The sequence below is a fragment of the Bradyrhizobium sp. C-145 genome, from assembly GCF_023375135.1.
GTDB classification, from domain to species: domain Bacteria; phylum Pseudomonadota; class Alphaproteobacteria; order Rhizobiales; family Xanthobacteraceae; genus Bradyrhizobium; species Bradyrhizobium zhanjiangense.
On the sequence record NZ_CP088150.1, the window covers coordinates 2,523,476 to 2,545,836 of the forward strand.

Genomic DNA, 22,361 nt, shown 5'->3' on the forward strand with positions numbered 1-22,361 from the left:
CCTTTGGATGTGGAGGCAACCCCTCACCCAAACGAGTTTGTGGCCCGGTTCTCGCAGCCCTCTCCCACAAGGGGAGAGGGCACATCGATTGGCAGCGGCGTAGAAGGCCTACTCCGCGCTGCTCACCAGCTTGATCCGCGGTGCTTGTTCCTCGGTCAGGCTGCGATAGGCGGCGAGATAGTCCAGTGCCATGCGCCGCGCCGTGAAGCGCGTCTCGAACTGCTTGCGGATCGCGGCGCGGTCGAGCTGCGGCAGGCGCTTGATCACCCCTGCCGCGCTGATGACGTCCTCGACCACGAAGCCGGTCAGGCCTTCGTCGATGATCTCCGGCGCCGAGCCGCGGTTGAAGGCGACGACCGGCGTTCCGCAGGCCATGGCTTCGATCATCACGAGGCCGAACGGCTCTGGCCAGTCGATCGGCAGCAAGAGGCCGAGCGCGCCGCTCAGGAAGTCCGATTTCTCGTGATCGCTGATCTCGCCGATGAACTCCACCAGAGGATTGTTCTCGATCATCGGCCGGATCAGCTCATCATAGTAATCCTGGTCGGCGCGATCGACCTTGGCGGCGATCTTTAGCGGGATGCCGCAATGGGTCGCGATCTTGATGGCGCGGTCGACGCCTTTCTCCGGCGCGATGCGGCCGAGCACGGCGAGATACTCTTGGCGAGTCGGCTTCGGCGTCAGCAGATTCTCCGGCAGGCCGTGGTGGATCGTCGTCACCCAGTTTGCCTGCGGCACCGGTCGCCGCTGCGCATTGGAGATCGAAATGACGGGCATCTTGGTGAAGGTGTTGAAGACCGGCTGATGCTCCGGCAGGTCCAGCCGGCCGTGCAGCGTGGTCACGAACGGCGTCGGCTGCCGGTGGAACAGCGACCACGGATAATAATCCAGATGGAAGTGGAGGAAGTCGAACTCCTCATCGTCACATTTCTGCCGCACCCGCTCCAGGAGCACCATGTGCAGCGCATTGGGATCGCGCACGGAACCGTCGAGACGGAGTGCCCGCGGCCATAATGCATCCAACTTTGCCGAGGTTTGCGAGTCGCCACTGGCGAACAGCGTCACATCGTGTCCAAGGGCCACCAGCTCTTCCGTCAACCAATGCACCACCCGCTCGGTGCCGCCATACAGCTTGGGTGGAACAGCCTCCGTCAACGGAGCAACCTGCGCGATGCGCATCTCACCATCTCCTTTGTGCGATCATGATCGAAGAGCCCCCGCCAGTACGGCACCGGCAATGCCAGACAAGGGAACGTTCCCGCACTTGCGAAGTTCCTTCCTCCAAACGTTACATATTCGACACGTGCGGGGCCGTCTCGATGCTGCCATCACATCTTCTCAGATCGTCCGCATCCGCATGTCGTGATCGCCCCGCCCGGGAACCGAGGCGAAGCGGTCGATGTTCAGTTCGATCGGTAAACAACATCCGAAAATCATCACGACGGGGTCGGTAGCCATATGGATCAGCTTTCTGGATACGCGCGCAGGCCATTTGCCTTTGTCCTGCGCTATCTCCGGCGTCGTCTTGCGTCGCATCTGGTGATCCTGACCGCTGTCGTGGCAGCCGTTGCCTGCTCCGTGGGCACGCAGTATGGCGTCAAATCCCTGGTCGACAGTCTGTCCGCCGGACCATCACATGGTGGTAGCGTATGGCTGGCATTCATTTTACTCATGTCGCTGATCGCCGCCGACAACTTCCTGTGGCGGATCGCGAGCTGGACGGCGAGCTTCACCTTCGTCCGGGTCACGGGTGATTTACGCCGTGACATATTTCGTCATCTGACCGGTCACGCGCCGAGCTACTTCTCCGATCGCATGCCGGGCATGCTGACGAGCCGCATCACGGCGACCTCGAACGCGGTGTTTACGGTCGAGAACATGTTCGTCTGGAACGTGCTGCCGCCCTGTATTGCCACAGTTGCGGCAATCATGCTGATTGGAACCGTGAGTCCTTATATGGCGCTCGGCCTGATCGTGATCGCCGGTGGCATGGTGATCGCGATGTTCCACCTGGCCGCCGCCGGCAAGCCGCTGCATGACGATTTCGCCGACAAGGCGGCCGTGGTCGACGGCGAGATGATCGACGTGATCAGCAACATGCCGCTGGTGCGCGCTTTCTGCGGCATCAGCCACGAGCATGAGCGCTTCGATGCGACGGTGAACCGGGAGCTCACCGCGCGCGGCCGCAGCCTGCGCTATCTGGAGAAGCTGCGGCTCACGCATGCCGGCGTGACCGTCGTGCTGACGGTGGCGCTGATGGCCTGGGCGATCACGTTGTGGCAGCGGGGTGAGGCGACCACCGGCGACGTCGTGCTGGTCTGCACCCTCGGCCTATCCATTCTCAATGCCACGCGCGACCTCGCGGTGGCGCTGGTCGACGTCACTCAGCACGTCGCGCGGCTGACCGAGGCGATCGCCACGCTGCTGGTGCCGCACGAACTGCGCGATCACCCCGAGGCCGAGCCCCTCGTCAAGAGCGGCGCTGCGATCGCGTACAACAACGTCACCTTCGGCTATCCCGGCGGCGAGAAGATCTTTGAGCGGTTCAGCCTGCGCTTGCAGCCCGGCCAGCGCGTCGGTCTGGTCGGCCAGTCCGGCGGCGGCAAATCGACGCTGTTCACGCTGCTCCAGCGCTTCTACGATACCGACGAGGGCAGCATCACCATCGACGGACAGGACATCTCGAAGGTGACGCAGCTGAGCCTGCGCGAGGCGATCTCGGTCGTGCCGCAGGATATCTCCTTGTTTCATCGTTCCATCCGCGAGAATATCCGCTATGGTCGCCCGAACGCGACCGATGACGAGGTGCTGCGCGCGGCGATCGCGGCGCGCTGCGATTTCGTCGAGAGCCTGCCCGACGGCCTCGACACCATGGTCGGCGACCGCGGTGTGAAGATGTCGGGCGGCCAGCGCCAACGCATCGCGATTGCGCGCGCCTTCCTCAAGGATGCGCCGATCCTGCTGCTCGACGAGGCGACCGCAGCGCTTGACAGCGAATCCGAGGAGGCGATCCGCGAGGCGCTGTCGCGGCTGATGCGCGGCCGCACGGTGATTGCGATCGCGCACCGCCTGGCGACGCTGCGCAATTTTGATCGCGTGGTGGTGCTCAAGGCCGGTAAGATCATCGAGGACGGCGCGCCCGACCGGCTGATGCAGGCTCACGGTCCCTACCGTGAGCTGGTGACGCAGGAGATGAGCCGGCTCTCGAAGTTCGCCGCGTAGATCCAGCAGTCGCGTTCGTTGGTTGCGTTTCGAATCAAGGCGCAGGGGAGCAGCTCATGGCAGCCGAAACCGTAACCCAGATCATTTCGATATCGCAGGCGGCGGAAGCCGTCGCGGAGCAGACGTTCTACATTCCGATGACGGGACCCGCCGCCCGGCCGCGGCGGTCCCTCAAGCACGACGACACCTTCATCGTGCTCGACAGCCACGGCGACATCGGCGCTTCGGCGGGCGGGCCGGACGGGCTGTTTCACCACGACACGCGCTATCTGGCGCGGCTGGAGCTTGTGCTCGACGATCTCCAGCCGCTGCTGCTCGGCTCGAATCTGCGCGACGACAATTCGGCGTTGACAGTCGATCTGACCAACCCCGACATATACCGTCAGGGCCGCCTCGTGTTCCAAAAGGATCTGCTGCACATCGTGCGCACGATCTTCCTGTGGCGCGGTGCCGCCTATCAACGCATCGGCGTGCAGAACCACGGCGATGCGCGCGCCAGCTTCGAGTTGACGCTGCTGTTCGACAACGACTTCGCCGACCTGTTCGAGGTCCGCGGCGAGCGGCGCGCGCGCCGCGGGACGGGCACGAGCCGGCTGCTCGGCCCGACCGACGTGCTGTTCGGGTATCGCGGCCTCGACGACGCCGAGCGCACCACCGGCCTGCATTTCGACCCGCGCCCGACGCGGCTGTCGGTCAATGCCGCGACATGGCAGCTCGAGCTCGACCCGCACGAGGCCAGATCGCTGTTCGTCGCCGTCTCCTGCAACCGACCGGTGACGGAAAAGCCGGCGCGGTTCTTCCAGGGCCTCCTGGCGCACCGCCGCGAGATGCGGCAGTCGACCATGGGCGCCGCCAGCATCGAGACCTCCAACAACATCTTCAACGAGGTGCTGTGCCAGGCCATGGCCGACCTCAACATGCTGATGACGGAGACCCCGCAGGGCCGTTATCCCTATGCCGGCATACCCTGGTACTCGACGACGTTCGGCCGCGACGGCCTGATCACTGCGCTACAGATGCTCTGGATCGATCCGCGCGTCGCCAAGGGCGTGCTCAGACGGCTCGCGCATTTCCAGGCGAAGGCGATCGATCCGCTCGCCGACGCCGCGCCCGGAAAGATCCTGCACGAGATGCGCGGCGGCGAGATGGCGGCGCTGGGCGAGGTGCCGTTCTCCCAATATTACGGCAGCGTCGATTCGACCGCGCTGTTCGTCCTGCTCGCCGGAAGCTATTTCGAGCGCACTGGAGACGAGGCCACGTTGATCGAGCTGTGGCCGGCGATCGAGGCGGGGCTCGCCTGGATCGACGGTCCTGGCGATCCCGATCAGGACGGCTTCGTCGAATACCAGCGCGCGACGGAAAAGGGGCTGGCCAACCAGGGCTGGAAGGATTCCTACGACGCGATCTTCCATGCCGACGGCCAGCTCGCGGAAGGCAACATCGCGCTCGCCGAGGTCCAGGGCTACGTCTACGCGGCCAAGCAGCTCGCCGCGCGCTGCGCGCTGCGGCTCGGCAAGCCGGACCGCGTGCGCCAGCTCGAGGCCGAAGCCAAGGCGCTGGCCGAGCGCTTCGAGAAGGCGTTCTGGTGCGAGGAGCTCGGCACCTATGCGCTCGCCCTCGACGGCAGGAAGCGTCCCTGCAAGGTGCGGACCTCGAATGCCGGGCAGGTGCTGTTCAGCGGCATGATCCGCGAGGATCGCGCCCGTCTCGTCGCCGCCGATCTGATGCGGCCGCACTTCTACTCGGGCTGGGGCATCCGCACCGTCGCGCAAGGCGAGGTGCGCTACAACCCGATGTCCTATCATGACGGTTCGATCTGGCCGCACGACAATGCCCTGATCGCACTCGGGCTCGCGCGCTACGGCCTCAAACATTCAGTGGCTCATGTCTTCAAGGGACTGTTCGACGCGGCGACCTACATGGACCTGCGCCGGCTGCCCGAATTGTTCTGCGGTTTCCGGCGCGAGAAGCGGCGCGGCCCGACGCTCTATCCGGTCGCCTGCGCGCCGCAGGCCTGGGCCAGCGCGACGCCGTTCACGCTGCTGGAGGCGGCGCTGGGCATCGAGTTCGACGTGGCACGCTGTGAGATTCGCCTGCGCAATCCGCATCTGCCGACGTTTCTGAACGAGGTGATCCTGCGCGATCTGCGTCTGGGCGGGTCCAGCGTGGATCTGCGCGTCAGCCGCCACGGCGACGACGTGGCGCTGGAGGTGTTGCGCACGCGCGGCCAGATCCAGGTCTCGATCGTGCTGGCGCGCTAGCGGCGCGCCGTGAGGAGGGTGCGATGCGTGCGATCGGAGCGCTAATCCTGGGCATAGCCATCGTCTCGGGCCTGGCGGTGGCGACCTCGCACGCCGCGGAAGATCAACCCGCGGGCGCGAGCGAAGCGAATGCGCCGCCGACGGCACAGCCGCCGGCCTCGACCGTTCCGGTCACCCCCAAGGATGCCGCCCCGCCGCCCTCGGTGACCATCATCGGCGCAAGCGAGGCGCATGGCGTCCTCGGCCGCGACGTGCGCAGCGCCGCCGGTGAAGACATGGGCCGCATCGTCGACGTCATCGTCGATCGCACCGGCCATGTGCGCGCGGCGGCGATCGATTTCGGCGGCTTCCTCGGCGTCGGCAGCCGCAAGATCGTGGTGGACTGGAACGCGCTGCGCTTCGGCAAGATCGCCAACAAGAAGGACAGCATCACGCTGGAATTGACCAAGGCGCAGGTCGCGGCCGCGCCGGAATACAAGGAAGACACGCCGATCGTCGTGCTCGGCGCGTCCGGCAGCCTTCAACCGCTGCAAGCGATTCAGTGAGGTGCCCGGAGGGCTGACCGCCTGTGCTGTTGTCGAGGAAGCCGAAACATGCAGATCGCGACGGCCGCGTTGAGCAGAACAACGTCGCCGCGCCGCCGGCTGCAGGCCTTCCGGCACCGTCACGCCAGAGCCTGCGCGGGCTCGATTGGTTCATCTTCTTCCTCGCCGATGTGCAGACCGGATTCGGTCCGTTCATCGCGGTTTATCTGACGACGCAGAAATGGACCCAGGTCGAGATCGGCCTCGTGCTGTCGATCGGCGGCATCGTCGCCCTGATCGGACAGATGCCGGGCGGCGCGATCATCGATGCGGCCAAATCGGAACGGCTGGTGGCCGCCCTTGCGATTGCCACCATCGGCTGCTGCGCGCTTGCCTACGCCGCGATGCCGATCTTCCCCGTCGTGGTGACCGCCGCCACCCTGCATGCGATGGCGAGTTGCGTGCTGGGGCCGGCGATTGCGGCGATCAGCCTCGGCCTCGTCGGCCCGATCGCGATCGGCGAGCGTCTCGGCCGCAATGCCCGCTTTGCCTCGCTCGGCAACGGCGTTGCGGCGGCGGTGATGGGCACCGCCGGTTACCTGCTGTCGAGCCGCTCGGTCTTCCTGGTCACCTTCCTGCTCGCGATCCCGACCCTGATCGCGCTTTCGCGCATCCGCGAGCATGAGGTCGACATTAGACGCTGTCACGGCGAGATGCCGCCTGAAGCCGCGGATCGCGGCGACACCAATGTCTGGCACCTGATCCGGCAGCGTCCGCTGATCGTGTTCGCGCTGAGCGTGCTCTTGTTGCAGCTCGCGAATGCCGCGATGATGCCGCTGATGGCGAGCGCGGTGACGGCGCGGTCAAGCCAGTGGGCGACGGTGCTCGTCGCCTTTTGCATTGTCGTTCCGCAAGCGATCGTGGCGCTGCTGTCGCCGAGCATTGGACGCAAGGCGCAACTCTGGGGCCGGCGGCCGCTGCTCCTGATCGGATTCGGCGCGCTGACGATTCGCGGCCTGTTGTTCGCAACCGTGCGCGATCCCTATCTGCTCGTGCTGGTGCAGGTGTTCGACGGCCTCACCGCGGCCGTGTTCGCGGTGATGATTCCGCTGATCGTCGCCGACGTCGCATTCGGCAGCGGCCACTTCAACCTGGCGCAGGGCATCGTCGGCACGGCGACCGGCATCGGTGCGTCCTTGAGCACCGCGCTTGGCGGCTATGTCAGCGACAAGTTCGGCAACGCCACCGCCTTCATCGGATTGTCCGGCATCGCCGCCACGGGGCTTCTGCTGATTTTGTTCGTGATGCCGGAGACGCGGCGCGCGGGTATGACCGCGACCAAAGAGATGGCCGGCTGAACGAATTCAGCCGGCCAAGTAGGTGGGGGACGAAAGAGAGATCAGGCGTCCAGATTGTGCAGGCGCTGGCGGTTGCGCAGCACGATTTGGCGGGCGCCGGAGAAGCCCAGGATGCCCTGGGTGTGAAGCTGCGACAGCGCTCGCGACACGGTCTCGAGCGTGAGGCCGAGATAGTCGCCGATGTCGCGGCGGCACATCGGCAGCGCCATCATGCCAGCAACGGCGAGGCGGCGGTCCATTTCGAGCAGGAAGGTCGCAACGCGCTCCATCGCGGTCTTGCGCCCCAGCAGCAGCATGTGGTCCTCGGCGTGGCGCAGCTCGGAAGCCGTCATGGCCCAGAGCTTGCGGGCGACCTGGACGTCGATGCCGGCGGCCTTCTCGAGGCTGGCGCGCTTCACGAGGCGCACGGTGGTGTCGATGATGGCTTCGGCGGCGAGGCGGTGAGTGGCGCCGGATTCGAGCCCGAACACGTCGCCGGGAAGATGGAAGGCACCGATCTGGCGGCGGCCGTCGGAGAGAAGCTTGTAGCTGCGCACCGCGCCGGTGATGACCTGATAGACATATTCGGCCGGCTCGTCCTCGCCATAGATCTCCTCGTCCTTGCGGTAGGAGAACTCCGTGGCGACGAGGCCGACATGGCCCGTGATCGCGCCGAACTGGTCGGTGACGGGATGGGCAGGAGCAATCTTGCCACCAATCTGGGTATTGATTGCCTTGGTGTTGATCGTCTGGGTCAGCATCTGCGCCATCTCCGTTGTGATGACGCATTGGTACGCGGTATCGGGGGCTTCGAAAATTTCGAGCGATATCTTAAGGGGGTTGCCTTACGTAGAATCCCGTAGGTCAGGCGTGGCGGTGGTCCTGGATGGCGCGGCGGATGCGCTTGAGCAGGTTTTCGTCGAGAAGCGGCTTCAGGACCACGTCTTTCACCCCGGCCGCGGCCGCCCGGGCCGAGATGTTCTCGTCCGGATAGCCGGTGATCAGGATCACGGGGGTCTCGCCGTCGGACTGGCGCAGCCGGCCGGCGAGCTCGATGCCGTTGATGTCGGGCATCTTGTAGTCGATCACGTAGCAGTCCGCGCCCGGAGCGCCGCTCGCGTTGAGCAGGGCCGTGCCGCTCCTGAAGGTCCGCACGGCGAAGCCGTCGGTCTCCAGCAGGAACCGCAGGGATCCCAGGACGGCGGCATCGTCGTCGACCACATAGACGGTGGGTTTTGTGGGAGACGACGGCCGCGCATGGTGTGAGCTGACCTCGATCATGCTGCTTGACTAGCACGGGTCTCGCCAAGGGCCTTGACCTGCCTCAAGGCTACCTGCCTCAATCGTTGAGCATGCCGGCGCGCATCGCCATGCGGACCAGCTCCGAGAGGCTGCCCGCCTGCATCTTGGTCATCACATTGGCCCGGTACACCTCGATGGTCCGCGGGCTGATGTCGTATTCGCGGGCGATCAGCTTGTTGGAAAGGCCTGCGATCAGTCCCTCCATGACCTGGCGCTCTCTCGGGCTCAAGGAGGCGACGCGGGCGGCGATGTCCTGCGAAATGGCCTCACTCTTGGCCGCCGGTTCGGCCTGGCGGATCGCCGTCTCGATCATGGTGATGAGACGATCGTCCTCGAAGGGTTTCTCCAGGAAGTCGACGGCCCCGAGCTTCATTGCCTCGACCGCGAGCGGCACGTCGCCATGCCCGGTCATGATCAGGATTGGAAACGGGCTGTTCTGCGCCTTCATGCGCTTCAGAAGCTCGATCCCGTCAAGGCCCGGCATGCGCACGTCGGAGACGACGCAGCCGAAGGCGAGGCCGGGCAGGGTGTCGATGAAATCTTTCGCATTGTCGAACAGCGTGACGCCGAAGCCGGAAGAATCCAGCAGGAAGTTCAGCGAGTCCCGCATCGCAGCGTCGTCGTCGATGACGTAGACATGTCCCTTGTTGGTCATGAATCAGTTCTCGTCGGCTGCTGGCAAGGTGAAGCGGAATGTCGCCCCGCCCGATGCGTTGCTCTCGGCCCACATGCGGCCGCCGTGAGCCTCGATGATCGAACGGCTGATCGACAGCCCTACGCCCATGCCGGTTTCCTTGGTGGTGAAGAAAGTTTGAAACAGGTTTGGAATGACGTCGTCCTGGAAGCCGGAGCCGGTGTCGGAAACCTCGACCTCGATCATGTCGTCGGCAACGGGCTTGTTGGCCACCACGAGCTCTCGCTGCGGCGACTTCGCCATCGCTTCCAGCGCGTTGCGGAACAGGTTGACCAAGACCTGCTGGACCTGCACGCGGTCGGCCAACACGAGGTCCGCCTTCGGATCGAGATTGAAGCGGAGCTGGACATTCTGCTCGCGCGCGCCGGCGAGCCCGAGCGCGCCGGCCTCCTCGATCAGCTTGGACAGGCTCTCAATCCGCTTTTCCGACTCGCCGCGGGAGACGAAGTCGCGCAAGCGGCGGATGATCTGGCCGGCGCGCAAGGCCTGCTCCGAGGCGCGGTCCAGCGCGCTTTCGATCTTCGTCGTATTCGGATCAACGCTGCCGGCAAGCAGACGACGCGATCCCTTCATGTAGTTGCTGATCGCCGCCAGCGGTTGGTTGAGCTCGTGGGCGAGCGCCGAGGCCATTTCGCCCATCGCGGTCAGCCGCGAAACGTGGACGAGCTCCGACTGCAGCTGCTGAAGACGCGCCTGCGTCTGCTGATGTTCGGTGAGATCGCGCACGAAGCCGGTGAAATAGAGCTCGCCGCCCCGTTGCGTCTGCCCGACCGAAAGGTGCATCGGGAACGTCGTGCCGTCGCGGCGCTTGCCGGTCACGATGCGGCCGATGCCGATGATGTGGGGATCGTTGGTCTTGAGGTAACGCACGATATAGCTGTCGTGACGCGATTGATCAGGCTCCGGCATCAGAATGCTGACGTTCCGACCAATGGCTTCCTGCCTGCTGTAGCCGAACAGCCGCTCCGCGGCGCTGCTGAAGAGCTGCATGATGCCGCGCGAATCGATCACGATCATCGCGTCCGGCACCGTTTCGAGAATCGAGCGAAGATGATTCTCCTGAGAGCGCAGGGCCTCTTCCAGATGTCTTTCCTCGTTGATGTCGAGGAATATCCCGCTGAGATGACGTGGCGAGCCCGAATCGTCTCGGATCACGCCGGCCCTGGCCCGGATCCATTGGCCCTTCCCCGAAGGACCGCCAACCTTGAAGGACACGTCGAATCCTGCGCCGTTCTCCGAGCTGCGCTCGATTCCCTGCAAGACGCGGTCCCGATCGCTGGGGGCCAGCAGCGACAGAAAGAGATCGTGGCTGACGGCATCATCCCCCGCGAGGCCAAACAGCCGCTTGGACATCTCGGACCATTCAAGGTCCCGAGTTCGCAAATCGAGATCCCAGGTGCCAACCCCGAATCCCTCGATGCGGAGCCGGAAATGCTCGCCCCGACCATCGTCTGCCCGATGGGTTACGCGGGTCGGCGCCAAACTTCACTCCTCGCTAAAGCGCGGTCGGCAGGATGTGCTTACCGCTCATGACAATGTCGCTCAAGGTTCGTTCGGAGGCAAGCCGGATTGAATTCATTGGCGGAATTCCTGCGACATGACGGCCGGCGATTTGATCTATCTCATCCTGCCTTGCGTCGGCGAGGCTAGATTTCGAGGCAGTTCATTGCCTGCCGGAGAATCCCGATGACATATGCGACCGTGATGGTCAGCCTCGCGCTCGATCAGTCCAACGAGGCGCGCCTTCAGGTCGCGGGCGAACTCGCCGAGCGATTCGAAGCGGCCATCGTCGGCGTTGCCGCGGCTCAGTTCGCGCCGCCGCTTTATTTCGCCGACGGCGCCGAAGCACAAGTGCTGATCGAGGACGGCGAAGCGTCCGTCAAGCGGCGGCTCGCCGGTCTCGAGGCGCAGTTCCGCGCCGCCACCAGGAATCGCGGCGGACACGCAGAGTGGCGCAGCGCCATGGATTTTCCGACGCGTTTTGTCCTGGAGCAGGCGCGCTGCGCCGACATCGTCATCAGCGGCGGACAGAGCCCCGCCTTCTCTGACGCCTTTGCGCTCGCAAGCGCCAAGGACCTGGTGATGCAGGCTGGCAGGCCGCTTCTGGTCGTTCCCGATAACGCCAATTGGCTCGATCTGCGCAGCGTGCTGGTGGCATGGAAGGACACGCCGGAGGCGCGGCGGGCAGTCGTCGACGCGCTGCCGATGCTGCGCAAGGCGAGGGACGTCACCATCGTCGAAATTCCGGAGCAGGGCGACAACCGCTCGGTCGTGATGGCCGGCGTCAGCGACGTGGCCGCCTGGCTCGCCCGTCACGGGGTCACCGCGACAGCGCGCGTCTCGGAGGCGGCGCGGAACGGAAGCGCTGCCGCGCAATTGGACAAGGTCGCCGGCGACGTTGGTGCCGGCCTGATCGTTGCGGGCGCCTATGGTCATTCGAGATTTCGTGAACTGATCCTGGGCGGCGTCACCCAGTATCTGGTCACACAATCTGCCCGCAGCGTGCTGCTGTCGCACTGAGGGCCGGCCGCCCGGCCAGTAGCGAATCGAGGAGGACGCGCCATGTACAGATTTCTCGAACAAACCGTCGACCGCTACATGACACGCAACGTCAAAACGGTGCAGCGCGACCGCGACTTGCTCGAGCTCAGCGAGATGTTCGAGACCGACGACTTCAACTCGTATCCGGTCGTGGATGACGGCCAGGTGGTCGGCATCGTCACCAAGTTCGACATCCTGAAGTGCTTCGCCTTCACGCCGAGCCAGATGCTGCCGCGCTATCCCGACTTGATGAGTCGCAAGATCGGCGACGTCATGACACCCGAGTTCATCTATGTCGGCCCCGAGACGCGGCTGACGCGCGTGCTCCAGATCATGGTCGAGCACCGCATCAGGAGCATCATCGTGCTCGACGGCGCGCAGAATCTGGCCGGAATCATCGCCCGCGAGGACGTCATCGCGGCGCTCAAGGCGACGGCGCGGGACTGACGCGATGCCTTTCCCCTTCTCCCCTTGTGGGAGAAGGTGGCGCGAAGCGCCGGATGAGGGGTATGTCTCCACAGAGACGCCGTTCCCCGCCGCACCAACCCCTCACCCAAGCGAGTTTGCCGCGCTGTCCTCGCTGCCCTCTCCCACAAGGGGAGAGGGCACTTTAACTGGCCGCACCGAAAAAATACGGAGGAACCCAGAAAATATTCGTCGGCTACGGCTAACCTCCAAGGCCATCTTGATTTCAATCAATTCCCCGCGAGGGTGAATGTGGTTTCTGGTGTCGTGTTCTTTCGAGAGAGAATCCGCATGAGCCAGCCCTCCATCTCCAAATCCATGACCATCGGCGAAAGCGGCCTGTCTGTCGTGTTTGCAGTCGCCGCCTTCCTCTGCGTGATCGCTGCGGCCAAGGCGCTCGATGCGCCCTTTGCCTTCCATGCTGCGCTCAGCGCTGCGGCGAGCCTGGCTGCGGTGTTCTTTATCGTGAACCGCTATTTCGAACGGCCGGCTACGCTGCCGCCGGCGGAGATCAATGGCCGGCCCAACTACAACATGGGGCCGATCAAGTTCACCGCCTTCATGGCGATGTTCTGGGGCATCGCGGGCTTCCTTGTCGGCCTCATCATCGCCTCGCAGCTGGCCTGGCCCGCGCTGAATTTCGACCTGCCCTGGACCAGCTTCGGCCGTCTGCGGCCGCTGCACACCTCCGCGGTGATCTTCGCCTTCGGCGGCAACGTGCTGATCGGCACGTCGTTCTACGTCGTGCAGAAGTCCTGCCGCGCGCGTCTGGCCGGCGATCTCGCGCCCTGGTTCGTCGTGATCGGCTACAACTTCTTCATCCTGATCGCCGGCACCGGCTATCTGCTCGGTGTCACGCAGTCGAAGGAATATGCCGAGCCGGAATGGTATGCCGACCTCTGGCTGACCATCGTCTGGGTCGCCTACCTGCTGGTCTTCCTCGCCACCATCTTCAAGCGCAAGGAGCCGCACATCTTCGTCGCGAACTGGTTCTATCTCGCCTTCATCGTGACCATCGCGGTGCTGCATCTCGGCAACAATCCGGCCCTGCCGGTCTCGGTGTTCGGCTCGAAGTCCTATGTCGCCTGGGGCGGCATTCAGGACGCCATGTTCCAATGGTGGTACGGCCATAACGCGGTCGGCTTCTTCCTGACCGCCGGCTTCCTCGCCATCATGTACTACTTCATTCCGAAGCGCGCCGAGCGGCCGGTCTATTCCTACCGGCTGTCGATCATCCACTTCTGGGCGCTGATCTTCCTCTACATCTGGGCAGGTCCCCACCACCTGCACTACACGGCGCTGCCGGACTGGACGCAGGCGCTCGGCATGACCTTCTCGATCATGCTGTGGATGCCCTCCTGGGGTGGCATGATCAACGGCCTGATGACGCTGTCGGGCGCCTGGGACAAGCTGCGCACCGATCCCGTGCTGCGCATGCTCGTGGTCTCCGTCGCCTTTTACGGCATGTCGACCTTCGAAGGTCCGATGATGTCGATTAAGGTGGTCAACTCGCTCAGCCACTACACCGACTGGACCATCGGCCACGTACATTCCGGCGCGCTCGGCTGGGTCGGCTTCGTCTCCTTCGGCGCGCTCTACTGCCTGGTGCCGTGGGCCTGGAATCGCAAGGGCCTCTACAGCCTGAAGCTCGTCAACTGGCACTTCTGGATCGCCACCCTCGGCATCGTTCTCTACATCTCGGCGATGTGGGTGTCCGGCATCCTTCAGGGCCTGATGTGGCGCGCCTACACCTCGCTCGGCTTCCTCGAATATTCCTTCATCGAGACCGTCGAGGCGATGCATCCCTTCTACATCATCCGCGCCGCCGGCGGCGGCCTGTTCCTGATCGGGGCGCTGATCATGGCCTACAATCTCTGGATGACCGTCCGCGTCGGCGAGCAGGAAGTCCAGATGCCCGTCGCTCTTCAGCCGGCGGAATGAGGAGCTCAAGCAATGTCATTCTGGACACGCCATCAAGTCTTCGAAAAGAACTCGATCATCCTGGTCGTCGGCATCCTCCTCGTGGTTGCGATCGGCGGCCTCGTCGAGATCACCCCGCTGTTCTACCTGAAGAGCACGATCGAGGCGGTCGACGGCGTCAGGCCTTACACGCCGCTGGAATTGGCGGGGCGCAACATCTACGTCCGCGAAGGCTGCTATCTCTGCCATTCGCAGATGATCCGCCCCTTGCGTGACGAGGTCGAGCGCTACGGCCACTTCTCGCTCGCCGCCGAGAGCATGTTCGACCATCCGTTCCAGTGGGGCTCGAAGCGCACCGGTCCGGACCTTGCCCGCGTCGGGGCGAAATATTCCGACGACTGGCACGTCACCCATCTGACCAACCCGCGCGCCATCGTGCCGCAATCGGTGATGCCGGGCTATCCGTTCCTGAGCCACACCGAGGTCGATCCGGACACGATCGCCGACCACATGCGCACGTTGAAGGCCGTGGGCGTGCCCTACACCGACGACCAGATCGCGAGCGCCGGCGCCGACCTGAAGGCCCAGGCCGATCCGGACAATGCCGGCGGCGATGCCTTCAGCAAGCGCTACGCCAAGGCCGTCGTGCGCAACTTCGACGGCAAGACCGGCACGCCGACCGAAATGGACGCGCTGATCGCCTACTTGCAGATGCTCGGCACGCTGGTCGACTTCAAGCTCTACAACGAGAAAGCCAATCTTCGCTGAGAAGGCATCAACGATGAAAGCCATCCTGACAGTCCATAATCTCGCGTCCGAGCTGGTGACGACGATCTGGACGCCGGTGTTCGTCGCGATCTTTCTCGCGATCATCGCCTACGCATTTTGGCCCCGTAACAAGGCTGCGTTCGACGAAGCAGCGCACCTGCCGTTGCGGGAGGAGTGAGAGACCATGACCGATCATAGCGAAGTCGATACCGTCACCGGCAAGTCCACGACGGGACACGAATGGGACGGCATCAAGGAGCTCAACACGCCGCTGCCGCGCTGGTGGGTGATCGCCTTCTACCTCACCATCGTTTGGGCGATCGGCTACTGGATCGTCTATCCGGCCTGGCCGCTGATCGCCAGCAACACCACGGGCCTGTTCGGCTATTCGTCGCGCGCCGACGTCGCGGTCGAGCTCGCCAATCTCGAGAAGATCCGCGGTGACAAGATGTTGGCGCTGGGTGCCGCCTCGCTGGCCGACATCGAGAAGGACCCCGCGCTGCTCGCGCTCGCCCGTGCCAAGGGCAAGACCGTGTTCGGCGACAATTGCGCGCCGTGCCACGGCTCCGGCGGCGCCGGCGCCAAGGGCTTCCCGAACCTGAACGACGACGACTGGCTGTGGGGCGGCACGCTCGACCAGATCATGCAGACCATCCAGTACGGCGCGCGTTCCGGCCATGCCAAGACGCATGAAGGCCAGATGCTCGCCTTCGGCAAGGACGGCGTGCTGAAGGGCGACGAGATCGTCACGGTCGCCAACTATGTACGGTCGCTGTCGGGCCTCTCGACTCGCAAGGGCTTTGATGCCGCCAAGGGCGAGAAGATCTTCGCGGAGAATTGCGTCGCCTGCCACGGCGACGGCGGCAAGGGCAACCAGGAGATGGGCGCGCCGAACCTGACCGACAAGATCTGGCTTTACGGCTCGGACGAGGCGAGCCTGATCGAGACCATCAGCCAGGGCCGCGCCGGCGTCATGCCGGCCTGGGAAGGGCGGCTCGATCCCGCCACCATCAAGGCGATGGCGGTCTACGTTCATTCGCTCGGCGGCGGCAAATAAGCCGATCCACGGCCAACGACTTCCGGCGGGGGCGAAGAAAAGCGCCCCCGTTTGCGTTGGATCAAGGGACGTGCCGGCGCCGGGTCTAGGTTTGATCGCACCTCTTGAGAAGATTCCGCGATGAACAAGACCGTCAACCCGAACGAACTCAAGCCGGCGGACGACAACGCGCCGCTCTACGCTGCGCGCAAGAAAGTCTATCCGCAGAGCGTCTCCGGCACGTTCCGCCGGGTCAAATGGGGCCTGATGGCGTTCTGCCTCGGCGTCTATTATCTCCTGCCATTCGTGCGCTGGAACCGCGGCCTCGGCGCGCCCAGCCAGGCGGTGCTGATCGATCTCCCCAACAGCCGCTTCTACTTCTTCTTCATCGAGCTGTGGCCGCAGGAGGTCTACTACTTCACCGGCCTGTTGATCGTCGCCGCGGTCGCGCTGTTCCTGATGAACTCCATCGGCGGCCGGATCTGGTGCGGCTACCTCTGTCCGCAGACGGTGTGGACCGACCTGTTCTATGCCGTCGAGCGTCTCGTCGAGGGCGACCGGCGCGAGCGGATGAGGAAGGACAAATCGTCCGACCCGCTGAAGCTCGAGCGCATCTACGAGATCGTGCTCAAGCACTCGATCTGGCTGCTGATCGCCTGGTGGACCGGCGGCGCCTGGGTGCTCTATTTCAATGACGCGCCGACGCTGGTCAAAGAGCTCGTCACCTTCCAGGCGCCGATGATCGCCTATGTCTGGATCGGCATCCTCACCGCGTCGACCTATGTGCTCGCCGGCTTCATGCGCGAGCAGGTCTGCACCTATATGTGCCCGTGGCCGCGGATCCAGGCGGCGCTGACCGACGAATGGGCGCTCAACGTCACCTATCGCTACGACCGCGGCGAGAAGCGCACCTCGGTGAAGAAGGCCGCGGAGCTGCGCGCCCTCGGCCAGCAGGTCGGCGACTGCGTCGACTGCTATCAATGCGTCGCGGTCTGCCCGACCGGAATCGATATCCGCAACGGGCCGCAGCTCGAATGCATCCAGTGCGGACTCTGTATCGACGCCTGCGACAACGTGATGACCAAGATCGGTCGGCCGAAGCGGCTGATCGGCTACGACAACGACATCAACATCCAGCGCCGTCAAGAAGGCAAGGCGCCGATCTACCGCATCGTTCGTGCCCGCACGATCGTCTACAGCGCAATCATCGCGGCGGTCGGCGGCATCATGATCTATACGCTCGCGACCCGCAGCTTGCTCGACGTCAACGTCCTGCACGACCGCAATCCAGTCGCGGTCAAGCTCAGCGACGGCTCGATCCGCAATGCCTACACGGTGCGTCTGCTGAACAAGAGCGGCTACGACCGCGTCATCGCCATCGACGTGGAGGGGCCAGTCAACCCGACGATGCACGTCGTCGGCGTCGATTCGGTGACGCCGGACCGCCCGATCATCGTGATTCCGCGCGACTCCACCAGCGAACTGCGGCTGCTCGTCACCGCACCGGCCGAAAATAATCCGGAGAAGTCGATTCCGGTCCGCTTCCACGTCATGGACATCGGACTGGGCGTCGCCGCGAGCGCCACCGACAATTTCGTCACGCCTTAAGGATCAGGAGACAGCCATGGCTTCCAAGCCGCTGACCGGAACCAAGGTGTTCCTGATGTTGGTCGCCTTCTTCGGTCTCGTGATCGGCGTCAACGTGACCATGATGAAGCTCGCGATTGCGACGCTGCCCGGTACCGACGTCGACAGTCCTTATGCTGCGGGCCTCACCTACGACCGCGAGATCGCGGCGGCGCAGGACCAGGCGCTGCGCAAATGGAAGGTCAACGCCCATGTCGAGCGCCGCAACGACGGCGGCGCCGTGCTTCAGGTCGAAGCACGCGATGCGAGCGGCCAGCCGATCGCCGGACTGAGGTTCGGCGGCCGCCTGGAGCGGCCGACCGACAAGCGCGCCGATCTCGCCGTCGAGCTCACGGAAGCCGGCATCGGCATCTATCGCGGCCATGCCGCCGCCGTCGCGCCCGGCCAGTGGGATCTGGTGATCGAGTGCGAGGCGCGGGGGGCACGTGTGTTCCTGTCGCGCAACCGCGTGATCCTGAACTGAAGGGATTTCGTCATGCAGGTCACGCGGGATTTTTCGCACTACGTCCGGACCGCGGGCGAGGGCCTCCAGCACATCGATCTCGCCGTCGAAGGCGTCCATTGCGCCGGCTGCATGGCCAAGATCGAGCGCGGGCTGTCCGCCATCCCTGATGTCACCCTGGCGCGGATGAACCTCACTGACCGCCGCGTCGCGCTGGAATGGAAGGCGGGCACGCTCGATCCTGGCCGATTCATCGATCGGCTCGAAGAGCTCGGCTACAAGGCCTATCCGTTCGAGACCGAGAGCGCGGAGGCAACCGAGGTCGCCGAATCTCGCTTCCTGCTGCGCTGCCTCGGCGTCGCCGCGTTCGCCACCATGAACGTGATGATGCTGTCGATCCCGGTATGGTCGGGCAACGTCTCCGACATGCTGCCCGAGCAGCGCGACTTCTTCCACTGGCTCTCGGCGCTGATCGCGCTGCCGGCGGCGGCCTATGCCGGCCAGCCGTTCTTCCGTTCGGCCTGGCGGGCGCTTGCAGCGAAGACCACCAACATGGACGTGCCGATCTCGATCGGCGTGATCCTCGCGCTCGGCATGTCCGTGGTCGAGACCATCCACCACGCCGAGCACGCCTATTTCGACGCCGCGATCATGCTGCTGACGTTCCTCCTGGTCGGCCGTTTCCTCGACCAGAACATGCGGCGGCGGACGCGTGCGGTCGCCGGCAATCTCGCGGCGCTGAAGGCGGAGACGGCGGCCAAGTTCGTCGGCCCCGATGAAATCTCGCACGTGCCGGTGGCGGCGATCCATCCCGGCGACATCGTGCTGCTGCGCCCCGGCGAGCGCTGTGCGGTCGACGGCACCGTGATCGAGGGACGTTCCGAGATCGACCAGAGCCTGATCACCGGTGAGACGCTCTATGTGACGGCCGAGCAGAGCACGCCGGTCTATGCGGGGTCGATGAACATCTCCGGCACGCTGCGGGTGCGGGTCTCGGCGGCGTCGGAGGCGACGCTGCTCGCCGAGATCACGCGGTTGCTCGACAACGCGCTCCAGGCGCGCTCGCGCTACATGCGGCTCGCCGATCGTGCCTCGCGGCTCTATGCGCCTGTCGTGCATGCGACTGCGCTCCTGACCATCCTCGGCTGGGTCATCGCCGGCGCGAGCTGGCATGATGCGATCGTGACCGGCGTCGCCGTCCTGATCATCACCTGCCCCTGCGCGCTCGGGCTCGCGATCCCGACCGTGCAGACCGTGGCCTCGGGCGCGATGTTCAAGTCCGGCGTGCTGCTCAACTCAGGCGACGCAATCGAGCGGCTGGCCGAAGCCGACCATGTCATCTTCGACAAGACCGGCACGCTGACGCTGCCCGATCTCGAAGTCATGAATGCCGCCGACATCCCTGCCGATATCTTCGCGCTCGCCGGCCGCCTCGCGCTGTCGAGCCATCATCCGGTCGCAGCCGCAGTTGCGCAGGCTGCCGGTGCGAAGTCTCCGATCGTCGGTGCTGTCGAGGAATCCGGTCAGGGAGTCCGCGCGACCGTCGACGGCGTCGAGCTTCGCCTTGGCCGTCCGCCGTTCTGCGGTGCCGAGACGCTGGTCGGCGGCGCCACGCTTGATCCCGAAGCCTCGATCGTGGCATTCAGCAAGGGCAACGAAAAGTTCATCCTTTCCGTCCGCCAGGGCCTGCGCCCCGACGCGCAAGCCGTGATCACGGCGCTGAAGGCGCGCAACATCGGCGTCGAGATCCTCTCCGGCGACCGCGAGCCGGCGGTGAAGGCGGCGGCGCACGCGCTCGGCATTCCCGAATGGCGCGCCGGCGTCACCCCGGCCGACAAGATCGCGCGGATCGGGGAACTGAAACAGCGTGGCGCAAAAGTGCTGATGGTCGGCGACGGCATGAATGATGCGCCGTCGCTGGCGGCGGCCCATGTCTCGATGTCGCCGATCTCCGCCGCGCATCTGAGTCAAGCAACCGCCGATCTCGTCTTCCTCGGCCGGCCGCTCGCTCCAGTCGTCGCCGCCATCGACTCCGCGCGCAAGGCGCTGCATTTGATGCGGCAGAACCTCTGGCTTGCGATCGGCTACAACGTCCTCGCTGTGCCGGTTGCGATCAGCGGTGTCGTGACCCCCCTGATCGCCGCGGCTGCGATGAGCGGATCGTCGATCCTGGTGATGCTCAATTCGTTGCGGGCGCGCAGCGCCTCGCGGGAGATCGCGTGATGGAGATCCTGGTCATTCTGGTCCCGCTGGCGCTGGCCCTCGGCGGTGCCGGTCTCATAGCTTTCCTCTGGTCGCTGCGGAGCGGCCAATACGACGATCTCGACGGCGCCGCTTGGCGCGCGATTGCCGACGACGAGCCGCCGCAACAGGCGCCGACTAGCGCTTCAAGTCAATCGTGAGCAGAGCTGCGGCCGCGAGGGCCAGACCCACGCCGGCCACGCAGGCCTGCCAGCCGAAGGCGTCGAACAGCCGTCCGAGCACGGCCGTGCCGACGAGCCCGCCGCAGAAATAGCAGGCGAGATAGGTGCCGCTGGCGATGCCGCGGCCGTCGGTGGCCGCCTGTCCGACGAAGCCGGTGGCGGTCGCTTGCGCGAAGAACGTGCCGACGCCGACCAGGACCATCCCCGCGAGCACCGCGCTCAGATGCGGCGTCAGCATCAACGGCAAACCTATCCCGGCGACGGCGAGCGAGCCCCAGATCGTCGGCCGTGGTCCGAGGCGCGATGCTATTCTGCCCGCTAGCAATGTCGTGAGCACCGAGGGCAGGAAGACGACATAGACGAAGCCCAGACCCATCATGCCGAGCGATAGCGGCGGCCGCACCAGAATGAAATTGACGAACGTGAAGGTGCCGATGAAGGCGAACAAGATGCAAAAGCCGATGCCGTAGGCGGCGCGCAATCGCGGGTCGCGCCAATGTGCGAACATCGCGGCGAGCGGCGATTCCGTCGCGCTCATCGCATGCATCGGCTGGACGTGCTTGATGGTGAAATAGACCAGCGCCGCGCCGGCGAGATTGAGGGCAGCGAAAACGTAGAAATTCCACGCGAGGCCGAGGCCATCGGCGACGGCCGCTGAGATCAGCCGACCAACGAGATTGCTGGCGACGTTTCCGGTGATATAGGCGGCAAACGCGCCGCCGGCGTCCATCGCGCTGCATTGCTCGCCGAGATAGGCGAGCGTCAACGCGAAGGCGGATGCCATGCAGAGGCCCTGAGCAACGCGTAAGGCGGTAAAGACGGCAAGATTGGGTGCGGACGCCAGCAGGCTCGTCGGAATCGCAAGAAGTGCCAGGCTGAGCAAGATGCCGTTCCGACGATTGATATGTGGGCTGAAGAAGCCAACGACGAGGCTCGCGACGGCCATGCCGAAGGTGCTGGCATTGACCGCGAAGCCCATCGCCGCCGGCGTGACGCCATAGTGGCGCGTCAGCGAGGGTAGGATCGCCTGCGTCGCGAACAGGTCGACGACAGTCAGGAATGCGGTGAGGCCGATCACGAGCGAACGCAGCGCGAGACCTGGGGAAAGCCCATCCATGGGCACCGCGCCCGGTTTGATCGGAGTGGAAAGATCGATCATGGCACGCTTGTCCTGTGAGGGATGTGGCGCCCGGCACGAGATCCGGGCACCACATCGGGTAACGATACGCCGGGGCCGTGCGCTCGTTACATGTGGTGGTCGTTCGGGTCCTTGCGGACGTCGCCGACATAGAGAATGACGGTCTCCTTGCCGAGGTTCTTCCACCAGTGCGAGGTGCCGAAGACTTCGGGACGGATGTCGCCAGCCTTGTGCACGATCGGATCGGCGCAGTTGGAGGCGTATTCGACGATCTCGCCCTGCTGCACGAAGATCAAAGCAGGGCGGTCGTCATGACTGTGCCAGGGCACGATGCCGCCGGGCGCGATCGTCAGCTTGCGGAAGCGCAGCTCGCGGCCCTCGATATGCGCCGGCTGCTTGCCGAGGTCGATCGCACCGAGCGTGACATCGGTGACGCCGACCGGCTTGTAATCGACCATCTGCTGGGCGTTCGGCTTGATCTTGTCGGCCGGACATTCGCCGGCGAAAACCGGTGTCGCAAATGTCAGCGCCCCGAGAACGGCAACGCCTGTCCAAACCACGCGCGACACGATGTGATGCCTAGACATGGGAACTCTCCTGTGTTGGCCGCAACCGTGGTGGTCGCCGGCTATGGCAGGAGC

General features: G+C 64.8%; 22 protein-coding genes. 14 read left to right on the forward strand and 8 right to left on the reverse strand.

The window, feature by feature from the left end:
* Positions 1 to 108: 108 nt before the first annotated feature.
* Positions 109 to 1,179, reverse strand: a complete 1,071-nt coding sequence (locus LRP30_RS11635; protein ID WP_249760393.1) for a glycosyltransferase family 4 protein — start codon at positions 1,177 to 1,179, stop codon at positions 109 to 111.
* 159 nt (positions 1,180 to 1,338) lie between these two features.
* A complete protein-coding gene (locus tag LRP30_RS11640; RefSeq protein WP_164934623.1) occupies positions 1,339 to 1,536 on the reverse strand; it encodes a hypothetical protein in 198 nt (65 codons plus the stop codon).
* Between LRP30_RS11640 and LRP30_RS11645 the strand changes: the two genes are divergently transcribed.
* Genes LRP30_RS11645 through LRP30_RS11660 form a run of 4 tightly spaced genes read left to right on the forward strand, consistent with a single transcriptional unit; the run spans position 1,459 to position 7,365 of the window.
* Positions 1,459 to 3,222 (forward strand): ABC transporter ATP-binding protein, encoded by a 1,764-nt coding sequence (locus tag LRP30_RS11645; RefSeq protein ID WP_128935221.1) that lies wholly within the window; start codon positions 1,459 to 1,461, stop codon positions 3,220 to 3,222. The genes LRP30_RS11640 and LRP30_RS11645 overlap by 78 nt on opposite strands.
* A 56-nt stretch (positions 3,223 to 3,278) precedes the next feature.
* Positions 3,279 to 5,483, forward strand: a complete 2,205-nt coding sequence (locus LRP30_RS11650) for an amylo-alpha-1,6-glucosidase (RefSeq protein WP_249760394.1) — start codon at positions 3,279 to 3,281, stop codon at positions 5,481 to 5,483.
* Between the two features lie 23 nt (positions 5,484 to 5,506).
* The gene (locus LRP30_RS11655) at positions 5,507 to 6,028 is read left to right on the forward strand and encodes a PRC-barrel domain-containing protein (protein WP_164939904.1); all 522 of its coding nucleotides are present in this window, start codon (positions 5,507 to 5,509) and stop codon (positions 6,026 to 6,028) included.
* A gap of 23 nt (positions 6,029 to 6,051) precedes the next feature.
* Positions 6,052 to 7,365, forward strand: coding sequence for an MFS transporter (locus tag LRP30_RS11660; RefSeq protein ID WP_249760395.1), 1,314 nt, complete (start codon positions 6,052 to 6,054; stop codon positions 7,363 to 7,365).
* A 41-nt stretch (positions 7,366 to 7,406) separates the two neighbouring features.
* Here the strand turns inward: LRP30_RS11660 and LRP30_RS11665 are convergent, their stop codons facing one another.
* From LRP30_RS11665 to fixL, 4 genes are all read right to left on the reverse strand, one after another.
* Positions 7,407 to 8,105 (reverse strand): helix-turn-helix domain-containing protein, encoded by a 699-nt coding sequence (locus LRP30_RS11665; protein ID WP_164934639.1) that lies wholly within the window; start codon positions 8,103 to 8,105, stop codon positions 7,407 to 7,409.
* Between the two features lie 103 nt (positions 8,106 to 8,208).
* Positions 8,209 to 8,625: a response regulator gene (locus LRP30_RS11670; RefSeq protein ID WP_128935217.1), complete on the reverse strand. Its 417-nt coding sequence runs from the start codon at positions 8,623 to 8,625 to the stop codon at positions 8,209 to 8,211.
* Between the two features lie 58 nt (positions 8,626 to 8,683).
* Entirely contained in the window at positions 8,684 to 9,301 is a 618-nt protein-coding gene (gene fixJ, locus LRP30_RS11675) for a response regulator FixJ (protein WP_128939628.1), read from the reverse strand.
* 3 nt (positions 9,302 to 9,304) lie between these two features.
* The gene (gene fixL / locus LRP30_RS11680; protein WP_249760396.1) at positions 9,305 to 10,822 is read right to left on the reverse strand and encodes a sensor protein FixL; all 1,518 of its coding nucleotides are present in this window, start codon (positions 10,820 to 10,822) and stop codon (positions 9,305 to 9,307) included.
* A gap of 204 nt (positions 10,823 to 11,026) precedes the next feature.
* On the opposite strand from fixL, the gene LRP30_RS11685 reads away from it, so the two are divergent.
* From LRP30_RS11685 to ccoS, 10 genes are all read left to right on the forward strand, one after another.
* The gene (locus LRP30_RS11685; protein ID WP_128943990.1) at positions 11,027 to 11,860 is read left to right on the forward strand and encodes a universal stress protein; all 834 of its coding nucleotides are present in this window, start codon (positions 11,027 to 11,029) and stop codon (positions 11,858 to 11,860) included.
* Positions 11,861 to 11,902: 42 nt separating this feature from the next.
* Complete coding sequence (locus LRP30_RS11690; protein ID WP_091892710.1) at positions 11,903 to 12,328, forward strand: CBS domain-containing protein; 426 nt, start codon at positions 11,903 to 11,905, stop codon at positions 12,326 to 12,328.
* Positions 12,329 to 12,637: 309 nt separating this feature from the next.
* Positions 12,638 to 14,287, forward strand: a complete 1,650-nt coding sequence (gene ccoN, locus LRP30_RS11695; RefSeq protein WP_249760397.1) for a cytochrome-c oxidase, cbb3-type subunit I — start codon at positions 12,638 to 12,640, stop codon at positions 14,285 to 14,287.
* A 12-nt stretch (positions 14,288 to 14,299) separates the two neighbouring features.
* The gene (gene ccoO / locus LRP30_RS11700) at positions 14,300 to 15,034 is read left to right on the forward strand and encodes a cytochrome-c oxidase, cbb3-type subunit II (protein ID WP_249760398.1); all 735 of its coding nucleotides are present in this window, start codon (positions 14,300 to 14,302) and stop codon (positions 15,032 to 15,034) included.
* A gap of 13 nt (positions 15,035 to 15,047) precedes the next feature.
* Positions 15,048 to 15,212, forward strand: a complete 165-nt coding sequence (locus tag LRP30_RS11705) for a CcoQ/FixQ family Cbb3-type cytochrome c oxidase assembly chaperone (protein WP_063691463.1) — start codon at positions 15,048 to 15,050, stop codon at positions 15,210 to 15,212.
* 6 nt (positions 15,213 to 15,218) lie between these two features.
* The gene (gene ccoP / locus LRP30_RS11710; protein ID WP_249760399.1) at positions 15,219 to 16,091 is read left to right on the forward strand and encodes a cytochrome-c oxidase, cbb3-type subunit III; all 873 of its coding nucleotides are present in this window, start codon (positions 15,219 to 15,221) and stop codon (positions 16,089 to 16,091) included.
* Between the two features lie 120 nt (positions 16,092 to 16,211).
* Positions 16,212 to 17,678, forward strand: coding sequence for a cytochrome c oxidase accessory protein CcoG (gene ccoG / locus LRP30_RS11715; protein ID WP_249760400.1), 1,467 nt, complete (start codon positions 16,212 to 16,214; stop codon positions 17,676 to 17,678).
* 16 nt (positions 17,679 to 17,694) lie between these two features.
* Positions 17,695 to 18,180 (forward strand): FixH family protein, encoded by a 486-nt coding sequence (locus tag LRP30_RS11720; RefSeq protein WP_249760401.1) that lies wholly within the window; start codon positions 17,695 to 17,697, stop codon positions 18,178 to 18,180.
* A gap of 12 nt (positions 18,181 to 18,192) precedes the next feature.
* A complete protein-coding gene (locus tag LRP30_RS11725) occupies positions 18,193 to 20,382 on the forward strand; it encodes a cation-translocating P-type ATPase (RefSeq protein ID WP_249760402.1) in 2,190 nt (729 codons plus the stop codon).
* Positions 20,382 to 20,561, forward strand: coding sequence for a cbb3-type cytochrome oxidase assembly protein CcoS (ccoS, locus tag LRP30_RS11730; protein WP_128944132.1), 180 nt, complete (start codon positions 20,382 to 20,384; stop codon positions 20,559 to 20,561). The genes LRP30_RS11725 and ccoS overlap by 1 nt, the downstream gene beginning before the upstream one ends.
* Here the strand turns inward: ccoS and LRP30_RS11735 are convergent.
* Together LRP30_RS11735 and LRP30_RS11740 are read right to left on the reverse strand one after the other, a co-directional pair.
* Complete coding sequence (locus LRP30_RS11735; protein WP_249760403.1) at positions 20,539 to 21,741, reverse strand: MFS transporter; 1,203 nt, start codon at positions 21,739 to 21,741, stop codon at positions 20,539 to 20,541. The genes ccoS and LRP30_RS11735 overlap by 23 nt on opposite strands.
* 86 nt (positions 21,742 to 21,827) lie before the next feature.
* Positions 21,828 to 22,307 carry a cupin domain-containing protein gene (locus LRP30_RS11740; protein ID WP_128943983.1) on the reverse strand — a complete coding sequence of 160 codons (480 nt, stop codon included), beginning with the start codon at positions 22,305 to 22,307 and terminating at the stop codon, positions 21,828 to 21,830.
* Positions 22,308 to 22,361 lie beyond the last annotated feature (54 nt).